Source organism: Pseudomonas fungipugnans (assembly GCF_029955235.1).
In the GTDB taxonomy this organism is placed as follows: domain Bacteria; phylum Pseudomonadota; class Gammaproteobacteria; order Pseudomonadales; family Pseudomonadaceae; genus Aquipseudomonas; species Aquipseudomonas fungipugnans.
In genome coordinates, this window is the sequence record NZ_JARBWL010000001.1 from 3,373,754 (window position 1) to 3,387,968 (window position 14,215).

The following is a 14,215-nucleotide window of genomic DNA, read 5'->3' on the forward strand; positions in this document are numbered from 1 at the left end:
GAGCAGGCTCGCGAAGGGGCCTGCAAAACAACACAAACTCTCAAACCATCGCCGCAAAATTCAGCCTGAACTGCTGCGGTGTCACCCCCAGCCTGCGATTGAAGACACTGCGCATATGCTGGGCGTCACGAAACCCACACTGATACGCCACGGTCTTGAGCGGCGATCGAGTGCTTTCCAGCAGCACCCGCGCCGCGTCCACCCGAGCCCGCTCGACGAACTCCGCCGGGGTCACTTTGGCTTCCCTGGCGAACACCCTAGAGAAATTGCGCGCACTCATGTTGGCGGCATTGGCCAGATCGCTCAGTGCCAGATCGCCCGTGAGATTGGCCAGTACATACAGCTGCACCAGCGCCACCGCCGAGGTCGGCTCCGCGTGGGGCGTGAGAAACGGGCTGAACTGCGATTGCCCGCCCGAGCGCTGGGTGAACACCACCAGACGTTTCGCCACATGCAGCGCCACTTCCGGACCGTGATCCTGCGCCAGCAGGTACAGCGACAAGTCGATCCCCGCCGTAACCCCGGCCGATGTGTACAACTCGCCGTCCTGCACATACAAGCGGTCTGCCTCGACCTGAGTCGTCGGGCACAACACAGCCAATGCCGCTGCATCGCCCCAATGCGTGGTGACGGTCCGGCCTTCCAGCAACCCGGCCCGGGCGAGCATGAACGCGCCGTTGCAGATGGAACCGAAGCGGCGCGCCCGGCCACTGGCATCGCGCAGCCAGGCGTCAAATACCGCGCCGAAATCCATGAACGGCAACTGCGGCCCGCCCGCGACCAGCAGCAGGTCATAGGCCTCCAGCGCTTCGCTGAAATGCTTGTGCGCGTTGAGTGACAAACCGTTGGAACACGGCATCAGCCCGCGCTCGACGCCAATGACCTCCAGCCGATAGTGATCCTCGGGGGCCAGAAAACGATTGGCCTCGGAAAACACATCCATGGGGCCGGTGACGTCCAGCGACTGCACGCCTGAGAAGACCACGATGGCGACGGTTTTTTGCATGGCTTGAAACGCCCTCTATGGGTGATGACGTAGCTAAGGCAAACATAGACCCTGGGGGAGCGGGCTTGCCCGCGATGACTGAGTTTAATGCGACAAAGATGTCGACTGATCCACCGCCATCGCGGGCAAGCCGCCTCCCACAGGTGTTGTGTCTGACTGAAGGATTGTGACCAACCCTAGCCAATCCCCCCTCAACAAGCGAGGCTGGCGCGATATGCCTGCTCATTGGCCGGGATCGCTCCCATGGCTCGATTGTTCATCCTCAGGGGCCGGAACAGACTGTCCTCATCACTCCCGCCCACGAGGACAACACCATGAGCAACATCATCGCCGGCATCAAAATCCCCGACAGTGCGCTGGCCCGCGCCACCACCGAGTACATTCGTGACATCGAATCCGACCTGCTCTACCACCACTCCCGCCGGGTGTTTCTGTTCGGCGCGCTGAGCGGTGAGCGCAAGCAACTGGCCTACAATCCGGAGCTGCTGTACGTCGGCGCCATGTTCCATGACCTGGGTCTGGTGGAAGGCCAGCGCAGTGACGACGAGCGTTTCGAAGTGGATGGAGCCAATGCGGCCAAGGCGTTTCTCAAGCCTTATGGGCTGAGCGATGACGATATCGAGCAAGTGTGGCTGTCGATTGCCCTGCACACCACACCGGGCGTAACTCAGCATCTGCGGCCGAACGTGGCGCTGGTGACGGCGGGGGTCGAGATGGATGTGCTGGGGATTGATTACGCGGCGTTCCCGACGCAGCAAAGGGAAGCCGTGGTGCATGCGCATCCACGCGGCGAGGGGTTCAAGGAATGCATTCTGTGTGCGTTTGCCAATGGCTTCAAACATCGGCCGGACACCACATTCGGCACGGTGAATGCGGATGTGCTGGTGGACAGTGAGGCGGGGTTCAAGCCGATGAACTTTGTCCAGATCATCCGCCAATCTCCCTGGGCTGCATAAAGCAAATGTGGGAGCAAGACAGTTGCTCCCACATTTGATCCGGATGACCACAAGAATGTGGTCAATCCCTGATCACACTCAAGCTGCTTCCGGCGCCTGTGCTGCCCGGCGTACGTCAGGTTGTTTCCACGAATCGGCAGCGCCTTCTTCGATGGCCTGCTGGATCGCCCGTTTGCGGCTTTCTTCGGCGCGGCGGCTGAAGAACCACACCAGGAACGTCACGATCGACACCGCCAGCAAAATCAGGCTGGCCACGGCGTTGATCTCCGGCTTCACGCCCAGACGCACCGCCGAGAACACTTCCATCGGCAAGGTCGTGGAACCCGGACCCGAGACAAAGCTCGCCAGCACCAGGTCATCCAGCGACAGGGCGAACGACATCATGCCGCCCGCTGCCAGCGACGGCGCGATCATCGGGATGGTGATCAGGAAGAACACCTTCCACGGCCGCGCACCCAGGTCCATGGCGGCTTCTTCGATCGACAGGTCCAGCTCACGCAGACGCGCCGACACCACCACCGCCACATACGCCGCGCAGAACGTCGTGTGGGCGATCCAGATGGTGACGATGCCACGCTCCTGTGGCCAGCCGATCATCTGCGCCATGGCCACGAACAGCAGCAACAGCGACAGACCGGTGATCACTTCCGGCATCACCAGCGGTGCGGTGACGAGGCCACCGAACAGCGTGCGGCCCTTGAAGTGGGTGATGCGGGTCAGCACGAACGCTGCCAGTGTGCCGAGCGCCACTGCGGCAATCGCGGTGTAGCAGGCGATTTCCAGCGAGCGCAGCACCGAGCCCATCAGTTGCGTGTTGTCGAGCAGGCCGACGTACCACTTCACCGACCATCCGCCCCACACCGTCACCAGTTTCGAGGCGTTGAACGAGTAGATCACCAGGATCAGCATCGGCGCGTAGATGAACAGCAGACCGAACACCAGCATGAAACTCGAGAAATTGAAGCGCTTCATTCTTTGCCCTCCATTTCTTTGGCCTGGCTACGGTTGAACAGGATGATCGGCACGATCAGGATCGCCAGCATCACCACCGCCAGGGCAGACGCCACCGGCCAGTCGCGGTTGTTGAAGAACTCTTGCCACAGCACTTTACCGATCATCAGGGTTTCCGGGCCGCCCAGCAGTTCAGGGATCACGAACTCGCCCACCACCGGGATGAACACCAGCATGCAGCCGGCGATGATGCCGTTCTTGGACAGCGGAATGGTGATTTTCCAGAAGCTGTTGAAAGTGCTCGAACCCAGGTCCGACGCTGCTTCCAGCAGGCTGTGATCGTGCTTCACCAGGTTGGCGTAGAGCGGCAGGATCATGAACGGCAGGTACGAATACACCACGCCGATGTACACCGCCAGGTTGGTATTGAGGATCTGCAGCGGTTCGTTGATCCAGCCCATGCTCATCAGGAAGCCGTTGAGCAGGCCGTTGTTGCTGAGGATGCCCATCCACGCGTATACGCGGATCAGGATCGCGGTCCAGGTCGGCATCATGATCAGCAGCACCAGCACTGTTTGCAGCTCTTTGCGGGCGCTGGCGATGGCGTAGGCCATCGGGTAGCCGATCAGCAGGCAAAGGATGGTGCTGAAAAACGCCATCTTCAGCGAGCCGAGGTAGGCGGCGATGTACAGTTCGTCGTCGCCGAGCATCGCGTAGTTGCCCAGGTTCAGCAGCAGTTGCAGCTTCTGGTCAACGAAACTGTAGATTTCGGTGTACGGCGGAATGGCGACGTCGGCTTCGGCGAAGCTGATCTTCAGGACGATGAAGAACGGCAACATGAAGAACAGGAACAGCCAGATGAACGGAACCCCGATGACCAGTTGGCGGCCACCGGGAATTATTCGATTGAGGCGGCGTTTGAGTTTGCGCATGTTCATGAGCGAAGCACCACGCCGCTGTCGTCTTCCCACCACACGTAGACCTGATCGCCCCAGGTAGGACGGGCGCCACGGCGTTCGGCGTTGGCGACGAAGGACTGCACCAGCTTGCCGCTTGGCAATTCGACGTAGAACACCGAGTGCCCGCCCAGGTAGGCAATGTCGTGCACCTTGCCGCTGGACCAGTTGTGCTCGCAGGTCGGCATTTCAGCGGTGACCAGCAGTTTTTCCGGACGGATCGCGTAGGTCACGGATTTGTCCTGCACCGAGGTGCTGATGCCGTGGCCGACGTAGATGTGGCGGTCCAGATCCTTGCAGGTGATGGTCGCGTGGCCTTCGGCGTCGTCGATCACTTCGCCTTCGAAGATGTTGACGTTGCCGATGAACTCGCACACCAGACGGCTGGTCGGGGTCTCGTAGATGTCGATCGGGCTGCCGATCTGGGCAATCCAGCCCAGGTGCATGATCGCGATGCGCTCGGCCATGGTCATGGCCTCTTCCTGGTCGTGGGTCACCATGACGCAGGTCACGCCGACGCGCTCGATGATTTCGACCAGTTCCAGCTGCATCTGCGAACGCAGCTTCTTGTCCAGCGCGCCCATCGGTTCGTCGAGCAGCAGCAGTTTCGGCCGTTTGGCCAGCGAACGGGCCAGGGCCACACGCTGACGCTGACCACCGGACAACTGATGCGGCTTGCGCTTGGCGTACTGGCTCATCTGCACCAGCTTGAGCATTTCAGCCACGCGGGCGTCGACTTCCGACGACGGGATCTTGTCCTGCTTGAGGCCGAAGGCGATGTTCTGCGCCACGGTCATGTGCGGGAACAAGGCGTAGGACTGGAACATCATGTTGATCGGTCGTTCGTACGGCGGCATGTCGGTAATGTCGACGCCGTCGAGAAAAATGCGCCCCTCCGTGGGCCGTTCGAAACCTGCCAGCATCCGCAGCAAGGTGGATTTGCCCGAACCCGAACCGCCGAGCAAGGCAAAAATCTCGCCTTTCTTGATTTCCAGGGACACGTCGTCCACGGCAATCGTCTCGTCGAACTTCTTCGTGACCCGTTCGATTCTGACCAACACCTCTTTGGGTGTCTGGTCGCCCTCAAGGGCTTTCTTGTAGGCGCCGGAGGCAACTGCCATTTACGAAACTCCCAACAAAATTTGCAGTTCGCTCAAGGCAAGCGAACCTTGGATAGTTTGAGCTATTTGCCCGACTTGACCTTGGTCCAGCTGCGGGTCATCAAACGTTGAATGTTTGGTGGTAACTCGACCGACACGTAAGTCTTGTCGAGCACGGCTTGCGGTGGATAAACCGCAGCATCGGTGCGTATGGACTGCTCCATCAGTTTGTCCGCGCCTGGGTTCGGGTTGGCGTAGCCGACAGAATCACTGACCTGTGCAATCACCTCAGGTTTCAACAAATAGTTGATGAAGGCGTGGGCTTCCTTGACGTTGGTCGAATCCTTTGGAATCGCCAGCATGTCGAACCACAACGCTCCGCCCTCTTTCGGGATCGCGTAGGCGACGTTCACGCCTTTGCCGGCTTCGGCTGCACGGGCCTTGGCCTGGAACACATCACCGGAGAACCCGATCGCGACGCAGATATCGCCGTTGGCCAGGTCCGAAATGTATTTGGAGGAGTGGAAGTAGGTCACGTAGGGCCGCACTGCCAGCAGTTTGGCTTCGGCCTTCTTGTAGTCTTCAGGGTTGGTGCTGTTGGCGTTCAGGCCCATGTAATTGAGCACCGTCGGCATCATTTCATCAGCCGAATCGAGGAACGCCACGCCGCAGCTGTGCAGCTTCTTGATGTTTTCCGGCTCGAACAGCACGCTCCAGGAATCGATCTTGTCGACGCCCAGCACTGCTTTCACTTTATCGACGTTGTAGCCGATGCCGTTGGTGCCCCACAGATACGGCACGGCGTACTGGTTGCCCGGATCGTTCTGTTCCAGGCGCTTGAGCAGCACCGGATCAAGGTTGCTGTAGTTCGGCAGCTGCGACTTGTCGAGCTTCTGGAACGCGCCCGCCTTGATCTGCTTGCCAAGGAAGTGGTTGGACGGCACGACCACGTCATAGCCGGTACGCCCGGCCAGCAGCTTGCCTTCCAGGGTTTCGTTGGAATCGAAGACGTCATACACCGGCTTGATGCCGGTGGCTTTCTGGAAATCGGCCAAGGTGTTCGCAGCGATGTAATCCGACCAGTTATAAATATGCACCACAGGCGCGGCCTGGACGCTGACAGCCAGTGTCAGTCCGGCGCTGGCCAGCAGGGCATTGCGCAATAAAGAAAAAACAGGCAAGTGGAGGTCCTCTGAATTAGTTGGGCCCAAGTTGCCCCGTGTTACATGACAGCCATGGCTGCCTGGCAACGAAACCGGCGCGCAACTTACCCTCGAACAACCGACACAGCAAAACTTTCTGACATTTAATTGTGCCTGTTGCCGTCGTCGCGCTGACGACGGTAACAGGCTGGCGCTTCAAACCGGCTTATTTACCGGATTTGATCTTGGTCCAGCTGCGGGTCAGCTCACGCTGGGTCGCGGCCGGCAAGTCGGCGATTGCATACAGTTTGGCCTGCACGTCAGCCGGCGGGTAGATGCCCGGATCCGAGGTGATTTCCTTGCTCACGTACTGGGTTGCCTCGGCGTTGCCGTTCGGGAAACGCACGCTGTTGGTGATGTCGGCCATCACTTTTGGCTGCAACAGGTAGTTCATGAACTTGTAGGCACCGTCGACGTTTTCCGCGTCTTTCGGAATCGCGACCATGTCGTAGAAGCTGCCAGCGCCTTCTTTCGGAATGGCGTAGCTGACTTTCACCTTGTCACCGGCCTCGGCAGCACGGGACTTGGCTTGCTGCACGTCACCCGAGTAGCCGACGGCTACGCAGATGTTGCCGTTGGCCAGGTCCGAGATGTACTTGGAGGAGTGGAAGTAGGTGACCGAAGGACGAATCTTGAGGAACAGGTCTTCGGCTTTCTTGATGTCTTCTTTCTTCTGGCTGTCGGTTGGCAGGCCCAGGTAGTGCAAAGCGACCGGGAGCATTTCGGTCGGCGAATCGAGGAAGCTCACGCCGCAGCTCTTGAGCTTGGCAATGTTCTCCGGCTTGAACAGGATGTCCCAGGAATCGATGGTGTCGACGCCCAGCGCAGCCTTGACCTTCTCCGGGTTGTAACCGATGCCGATCGAGCCCCACATGTAAGGGAAGGCGTGCTTGTTGCCCGGGTCACTGATGGACACGGCCTTGAGCAGCGACTTGTTCAGGTTGCCGTAGTTGGACAACTTGGACGTGTCCAGCTCCTGGTAGACGCCGGCCTTGATCTGCTTGGCGAGGAAGTTGTTCGACGGCACGACGATGTCGTAGCCGGACTTGCCTGCCAGCAACTTGGCTTCCAGGGTTTCGTTGCTGTCAAAAACGTCGTAGACAACCTTGATCCCGGACTCTTTCTCAAAGTTCGCGATGGTGTCCGGCGCAATATAGTCGGACCAGTTGTAGACGTGCAGCACCTTGTCGTCGGCGTGCGCTGCACCAGCCACCGCGCCCATCAGGGACATGGCGAGGAGGGTCTTGCCAGCTATCTTCATACCTAATGCCTTCATGGGTCATGCTCCAATTTTTCTTTTTAACCACTGCTCAGCGGCCTGAGATCGGGCATCCGAACAACCGGTAGTCTGGCAAGTTACAAGGCGGGGTTTCAAGCAAAGCCCCATCCTTTGTCTGCACTGAGCGAAGTGCCGCATCGCACCCCGCCCAGAGCCTAGCACTTAGCCCTGCAACGCACTGAGGGTCAGGTCCAGGCACTTGCGTGCCTTGGTCACCAGCTCATCAATCTCGGCCGGAGTAATCACCAGCGGCGGCGCGATGATCATGGTGTCGCCCACGGCGCGCATGATCAGGCCGTTATCGAAGCAGAAGGTGCGGCAAATCATGCCCACGCCCTTGCCTTCGTAACGTTTGCGCGTGGCTTTGTCCTGAACCAGTTCGATGGCCCCCAACAGACCGACGCCACGCACTTCCCCCACCAACGGGTGATCACTCAGCTCCCGTAGACGCTTTTGCAAATAAGGTGCCGTTTCGGCATGAACGCGCTCGATAATTTTCTCGTCGCGCAGGATACGGATGTTTTCCAACGCCACCGCTGCCGCCACCGGGTGCCCGGAGTAAGTGAAGCCGTGGTTGAAGTCGCCGCCCTCGTTGAGCACTTTCACCACTTCGTCACGCACGATCAGGCCACCCATCGGGATGTAGCCGGACGTCAGGCCTTTGGCGATGGTCATCATGTCGGGTTTCAAGTCGTAATGATCGCTACCGAACCACTCACCGGTACGGCCGAAACCGCAGATCACTTCGTCCGCCACGAACAGGATGTCGTACTTGGCGAGGATTTCCTTGATGCGCGGCCAGTAGCTGTCTGGCGGCACGATCACGCCACCGGCACCCTGGATCGGCTCGGCAATAAAGGCTCCGACGTTGTCCACGCCGAGTTCCAGAATCTTCTCTTCCAGCTGATTGGCGGCCCAGATACCGAACTCTTCCGGAGTCATGTCGCCGCCTTCGCCGAACCAGTACGGCTGGGCGATGTGGACAATGCCCGGAATCGGCAAATCGCCCTGTTCGTGCATGTAGGTCATGCCGCCCAGGCTCGCGCCGGCCACGGTGGAACCGTGATAGCCGTTCTTGCGGCTGATGATGACTTTCTTCTTCGGCTGGCCCTTGATCGCCCAGTAGTGGCGAACCATACGCAGCATGGTGTCGTTGCCTTCGGAACCGGAACCGGTGAAGAACACATGGTTCATGCCTTCAGGCGCGATGTCGGCGATGGCCTTGGCCAGTTCCAGCACCGGCGGGTGGGCGGTCTGGAAGAACAGGTTGTAATAAGGCAGCTCGCGCATCTGTTTGCTGGCGGCGTCGGCCAGCTCGTCACGACCGTAACCGATGGCCACGCACCACAGGCCGGCCATGCCGTCGAGGATCTTGTTGCCTTCGCTGTCCCACAGATAAACGCCCTTGGCGCTGGTGATGATGCGCGGGCCTTTCTCTTTCAGCTGTTTGAAGTCGCTGAACGGTGCCAGGTGGTGATCACTGCTCAAGGCTTGCCATTCACGGGTTTGCGGGTTGTTGCTGGTCATGCCAATTCTCCTTGTTATCGGTGAAGGCGCCGCTATATAGCTACGGCGCCCGGCGCATCAGACGGCGAAGAGCAGGAATTCCCGCTCCCACGAACTGATCACGCGCTTGAAGTTTTCATGCTCGGCCCGCTTGACCGCGACGTAGCCAGTGATGAATTTCTTGCCCAGGTATTTCTCGATGGTCGCGCTGTGTTCCATACGCTCCAGCGCGTCCTCGATGGTCAGTGGCAGGCGCAGGTTGCGGCGCTCATAGCCACGGCCCACCACTGGGGCACTCGGGTTGATGCCTTCGACCATGCCGATGAAACCGCAGAGCAGGCTCGCGGCAATCGCCAGGTACGGATTGGCGTCGGCGCCCGGCAGACGGTTTTCCACCCGACGGTTCTGCGGCCCCGCGTCCGGAACCCGCAGGCCCACGGTGCGGTTTTCTTCGCCCCACTCCACGTTCACCGGTGCCGATGTGTCTGGCAGGAAGCGGCGGAACGAGTTGACGTTGGGCGCGAACAGCGGCAGCAACTCAGGAATGAATTTCTGCAGGCCACCGATGTGATTCAGGAACAACTGGCTCATGGTCCCGTCTTCATTGGAGAAGACGTTCTTGCCGGTCTCGATGTCGATGATGCTCTGGTGCAAGTGCATCGCACTGCCCGGCTCGCCGGTCATGGGCTTGGCCATGAAGGTGGCGGCCACGTTGTGCTTGAGCGCGGCTTCGCGCATGGTGCGTTTGAACACCAGAATCTGGTCGGCCAGCGACAACGCGTCGCCGTGACGGAAGTTGATTTCCATCTGCGCCGTGCCGTCCTCGTGGATCAGCGTGTCGAGGTCCAGCTCCTGCAATTCGCACCAGTCATAGACGTCTTCGAACAGCGGATCGAATTCGTTCGCCGCCTCGATGGAGAACGACTGACGACCGGTTTCCGGGCGACCGGAACGGCCAATCGGCGGTTGCAGCGGAAAGTCCGGGTCTTCGCAGCGCTTGGTCAGGTAGAACTCCATTTCCGGCGCCACGATGGGCTGCCAGCCGCGGTCGGAGTAGAGTTTCAGGACTTTCTTCAGGACGTTGCGCGGCGACAGCTCGATCGGGTTGCCTTGCTTGTCATAAGTGTCGTGGATCACCTGCGCGGTGGGCTCGATGGCCCAAGGCACCAGGAACACGGCGTTCTGGTCGGGACGGCAGATCATGTCGATGTCGGCCGGGTCGAGCAGTTCGTAATAGATGTCGTCTTCGACATAGTCGCCGGTCACGGTCTGTAATAGAACGCTTTCGGGCAGGCGCATGCCTTTTTCGGCGATGAACTTGTTGGTCGGCGAGATCTTGCCCCGGGTGATACCGGTCAAGTCGCCAATCATGCATTCGACTTCTGTGATCTTGTGGTCTTTCAACCAATCGGTGAGCTGGTCGAGGTTGTTACTCATAAATGCCTCTAGGCTGGATTTCCTGAGTATTGGGACTCAGGCGTTGGGACGCATCGGCGTCGCAGAGTGTTGCGCGCCACGGCGTGCAGAATCATGAGCACGGCCATACACACAGGCGAGACCGCACACGTTAAAAGGTTCTATATTGGAGAGGCAAACGGTAAACAGGCTGCCATCCAGACCGTCAATAATATCGGGCGGATTGCGCTGTTCGGAACGGGATGGAAGTATCGCTGGCCGGCCCTTGGCAACGATGGCCACGGCGCGGACGCAAAGATCGCCACTGATGTGATAAGCATCCAGACCGGGCTTCAAAGAGCCAGCGGTGGCGCCGATTAACGGCAGGCGAGACATGAAGCACCCCGGTATTATTGCTGTTATGGGTTTGAATCGAGCTTAGCCTTGTTCATTTTTTTACACAACACCCCCGTAAAAAATACAACACGGCCCGCTCAAGCCCGCGGACGCCAACCCGTCCAACGGCTAAAAAATGCCCCAAAGTGCCTCAAAAAAGCCCTTCGAGCCCTTTTTCAGGGCAAAAAAGGCCTCGCTTGACTTCGGCATGCCGTTCGGGTTGACTGAAACCCGAAGAGATCAATGATTGATATTTTTAACAACAAAGGTGTTGCATCATGTCGGTACCCCCGCGTGCCGTTCAGCTTAACGAAGCGAACGCGTTCCTTAAGGAACATCCTGAGGTTCTGTACGTTGACCTTCTGATTGCGGATATGAATGGTGTGGTGCGCGGCAAGCGCATCGAACGCACCAGCCTCCACAAGGTTTACGAGAAAGGCATCAACCTGCCGGCCTCTCTATTTGCTCTGGATATCAATGGCTCGACGGTGGAAAGCACCGGCCTGGGCCTGGACATCGGCGACGCTGACCGAATCTGTTATCCAATCCCCGACACCCTGTGCAATGAGCCCTGGCAGAAGCGCCCTACCGCGCAACTGTTGATGACCATGCACGAACTCGAAGGTGAACCTTTCTTCGCCGATCCTCGCGAAGTGCTGCGTCAGGTCGTGGCCAAGTTCGATGAACTGGGACTGACCATCTGCGCCGCGTTCGAACTGGAGTTCTACCTGATCGACCAGGAGAACGTGAACGGTCGACCGCAACCGCCTCGCTCGCCGATCTCCGGCAAACGTCCGCACTCGACACAGGTCTACCTGATCGACGACCTCGACGAATACGTCGACTGCCTCCAGGACATTCTGGAAGGTGCCAAAGAGCAAGGCATCCCGGCCGACGCCATCGTCAAGGAAAGTGCCCCGGCGCAGTTCGAAGTGAACCTGCACCACGTGGCCGACCCGATCAAGGCATGCGACTACGCCGTCCTGCTCAAGCGCCTGATCAAGAACATCGCCTACGACCATGAAATGGACACCACCTTCATGGCCAAGCCTTACCCAGGCCAGGCGGGTAACGGTTTGCACGTCCACATCTCGATTCTCGACAAAGATGGCAAGAATATTTTTGCCAGTGAGGATCCCGAGCAGAACGCCGCACTGCGTCACGCGATCGGCGGTGTGCTCGAGACCCTACCGGCGCAGATGGCTTTCCTGTGCCCGAACGTCAACTCGTACCGTCGTTTCGGCGCACAGTTCTACGTGCCGAACTCGCCGTGCTGGGGCCTGGATAACCGCACCGTCGCGATTCGCGTACCGACCGGTTCCTCCGATGCCGTGCGCATCGAACACCGCGTAGCCGGCGCCGACGCCAACCCGTACCTGCTGATGGCTTCGGTCCTGGCAGGCGTGCACCACGGCCTGACCAACAAGATCGAGCCTGGCGCACCGGTGGAAGGCAACAGCTACGAGCAGAACGAGCAAAGCCTGCCGAACAACCTGCGCGATGCATTGCGCGAGCTGGACGACAGCGAAGTCATGGCCAAGTACATCGATCCGAAATACATCGATATCTTTGTGGCCTGCAAGGAAAGCGAGCTGGAGGAGTTCGAACACTCCATCTCCGACCTTGAGTACAACTGGTACCTGCATACCGTTTAAGCGGTTGCAGTGAAAAAAACGCCGCCGGCCTGAGTGCCTGCGGCGTTTTTTTATGCCTGCCATTCTCTGCCGAAAATTCCACCGGATAACAAGGAAATAGCTTACGGAATCATCTGACAAAGCTTATAGAGACACCCAGGCTGCAATCTCACACTCAAGAACGCCGGGGCCTGCCCGGCCTTCTTCCAGAGTGTCGAGAACAATAACCATGAAAAAACAGCTATCTGGTGCAGTTGCATTGATCATCGCCGGCTTGTGCAACATCGCTTGGGCAACGACGGGACAGCCCCCGGCATGGAGTTACACCGCGCCCACCGGCCCGGAAAACTGGGGCGAATTGCACAGCGAATATGAACGCTGCACATCCGGCAAAGCCCAGTCACCCATCGATATAGAGACTGCAGTCCAGACAGAATCTGGACCGCTGACGTTCGCCTATCAGCCGGGCCACGCGGTTGTCCTGAACAACGGCCATACCATCGAAGTGTCTCCCGTAAATGCGGGCAGCATCACGCTGGCCTCTGGCAACTATTCACTCGTGCAGCTGCACTTCCATACGCCCAGCGAAGAAAAAATCCAGGGGCGCACCTACCCGCTGAATGCGCACCTCGTCCACCGCAACGCAGTTGGTGAGCTCGCAGTCGTTGCGCTGCTGTTTGAAGAAGGTGCACACAACCCGACACTGGAGCGGATCCTGGCAAACATGCCAGGCAATACGGGCGGTGTTGCGAACCTAGAAGGGCTGAGCGTCAGCGATCTGTTGCCCACACGCCATGAACACTACGCCTACAGCGGATCCCTGACGACGCCCCCCTGTACCGAAGACGTACGCTGGCATGTGCTTTCCACCGTCATGCAACTTTCCCCGGCGCAACTGCAGGCCTTCCAGGCGCTGTACCCGATGAATGCCCGCCCTGTTCAACCCCTCAATGGCCGGCAGGTGCATATCGGTGGCTAAAGTGTCTGAGGGGTGACACGGGCAGCGGGCCCTGTACAGACAAGGTGCAATGCGCCTCGTACAATGCCCGCTGCCTTGCAGGAGACACCCATGACCCGACTCGCCACCCCACGCAAACCCCGCGCCCGCAGCCAGGCCCGGATCGATTCGATCCTTGATGCCGCCCGCACGCTGTTGGCGACCGAAGGCGTGGCCAGTCTGTCGATCTACAGTGTCGCCGAGCGCGCGCAGATTCCGCCCTCCTCCGTCTACCACTTCTTCGCCAGCGTTCCGGCGCTGCTGGAAGCGCTGACTGCCGATGTTCACGCCGCGTTTCGCGCCTGCCTGCAAGCCCCTATCGACCACGAAGCCCTCAACGGCTGGCGCGACCTGTCGCGGCTGGTGGAACAGCGCATGCTCGATATCTATGACGAAGACGCCGCCGCCCGCCAGCTGATCCTCGCGCAGCACGGCCTGACCGAGGTGACCCAGGCCGACCGTCAGCACGACATCGAACTGGGCGACCTGATGCACAAGCTGTTCGATCATCATTTCGAGTTGCCAAGACTGCCGACGGACGTCGATGTGTTTGCCCTGGCGATGGAGCTGGGCGACCGCGTTTACGCGCGCTCAGTGCAGTTGCACGGGCAGATCACGCCGCGCATGGCCGAGGAAGGGATGCGAGTGTTTGATGCGTATCTGGGGCTGTATCTGCCGCCGTATTTGCCCAAGCGCGCTATTCCAGCCTGATTCTTTATTGGCCTGACCGGCCCCTTCGCGAGCAAGCTCGCTCCCACAGGAGTATGCATTCCACTGTGGGAGCGAGCCTGCTCGCGAAGGCCGCTCTGCCGAACTCACTGACTCAAACGCATAAAA

Annotated in this window: 12 protein-coding genes and 1 pseudogene; 4 read left to right on the forward strand and 9 right to left on the reverse strand. The window is 59.3% G+C overall.

Annotated features, from left to right (window positions below; translation table 11 throughout):
• Positions 1–40: 40 nt before the first annotated feature.
• The gene (locus POF45_RS14360; RefSeq protein ID WP_282315933.1) at positions 41–1,006 is read right to left on the reverse strand and encodes a GlxA family transcriptional regulator; all 966 of its coding nucleotides are present in this window, start codon (positions 1,004–1,006) and stop codon (positions 41–43) included.
• A gap of 314 nt (positions 1,007–1,320) precedes the next feature.
• Here POF45_RS14360 and POF45_RS14365 point away from each other — a divergent pair, with 314 nt between their 5' ends.
• Positions 1,321–1,962 carry an HD domain-containing protein gene (locus POF45_RS14365; RefSeq protein WP_282315934.1) on the forward strand — a complete coding sequence of 214 codons (642 nt, stop codon included), beginning with the start codon at positions 1,321–1,323 and terminating at the stop codon, positions 1,960–1,962.
• 78 nt (positions 1,963–2,040) lie between these two features.
• Here POF45_RS14365 and POF45_RS14370 read toward each other — a convergent pair whose 3' ends face one another.
• From POF45_RS14370 to POF45_RS14405, 8 genes and pseudogenes are all read right to left on the reverse strand, one after another.
• The gene (locus POF45_RS14370; RefSeq protein ID WP_259497355.1) at positions 2,041–2,934 is read right to left on the reverse strand and encodes an ABC transporter permease subunit; all 894 of its coding nucleotides are present in this window, start codon (positions 2,932–2,934) and stop codon (positions 2,041–2,043) included.
• Positions 2,931–3,812, reverse strand: coding sequence for an ABC transporter permease subunit (locus POF45_RS14375; RefSeq protein WP_259503287.1), 882 nt, complete (start codon positions 3,810–3,812; stop codon positions 2,931–2,933). The genes POF45_RS14370 and POF45_RS14375 overlap by 4 nt, the downstream gene beginning before the upstream one ends.
• 35 nt (positions 3,813–3,847) lie before the next feature.
• Entirely contained in the window at positions 3,848–4,990 is a 1,143-nt protein-coding gene (locus tag POF45_RS14380; RefSeq protein WP_259497356.1) for an ABC transporter ATP-binding protein, read from the reverse strand.
• Between the two features lie 62 nt (positions 4,991–5,052).
• Positions 5,053–6,150: a polyamine ABC transporter substrate-binding protein gene (locus tag POF45_RS14385; RefSeq protein ID WP_282315935.1), complete on the reverse strand. Its 1,098-nt coding sequence runs from the start codon at positions 6,148–6,150 to the stop codon at positions 5,053–5,055.
• A gap of 187 nt (positions 6,151–6,337) precedes the next feature.
• Complete coding sequence (locus POF45_RS14390) at positions 6,338–7,432, reverse strand: polyamine ABC transporter substrate-binding protein (RefSeq protein ID WP_259503289.1); 1,095 nt, start codon at positions 7,430–7,432, stop codon at positions 6,338–6,340.
• A 180-nt stretch (positions 7,433–7,612) separates the two neighbouring features.
• Positions 7,613–8,977 (reverse strand): aspartate aminotransferase family protein, encoded by a 1,365-nt coding sequence (locus tag POF45_RS14395; RefSeq protein ID WP_282315936.1) that lies wholly within the window; start codon positions 8,975–8,977, stop codon positions 7,613–7,615.
• Positions 8,978–9,034: 57 nt separating this feature from the next.
• Positions 9,035–10,393, reverse strand: coding sequence for a glutamine synthetase family protein (locus POF45_RS14400; protein WP_259497358.1), 1,359 nt, complete (start codon positions 10,391–10,393; stop codon positions 9,035–9,037).
• Positions 10,394–10,474: 81 nt separating this feature from the next.
• Positions 10,475–10,747, reverse strand: a pseudogene (locus tag POF45_RS14405) (gamma-glutamyl-gamma-aminobutyrate hydrolase family protein); the annotation flags it as partial.
• A gap of 278 nt (positions 10,748–11,025) precedes the next feature.
• Here POF45_RS14405 and POF45_RS14410 point away from each other — a divergent pair.
• From POF45_RS14410 to POF45_RS14420, 3 genes are all read left to right on the forward strand, one after another.
• Positions 11,026–12,402, forward strand: a complete 1,377-nt coding sequence (locus tag POF45_RS14410) for a glutamine synthetase family protein (RefSeq protein WP_259497359.1) — start codon at positions 11,026–11,028, stop codon at positions 12,400–12,402.
• Between the two features lie 208 nt (positions 12,403–12,610).
• Positions 12,611–13,360 (forward strand): carbonic anhydrase, encoded by a 750-nt coding sequence (locus tag POF45_RS14415; protein ID WP_282315937.1) that lies wholly within the window; start codon positions 12,611–12,613, stop codon positions 13,358–13,360.
• A 90-nt stretch (positions 13,361–13,450) separates the two neighbouring features.
• Positions 13,451–14,089: a TetR/AcrR family transcriptional regulator gene (locus POF45_RS14420; protein ID WP_282315938.1), complete on the forward strand. Its 639-nt coding sequence runs from the start codon at positions 13,451–13,453 to the stop codon at positions 14,087–14,089.
• The last annotated feature ends 126 nt before the right edge of the window (positions 14,090–14,215 follow it).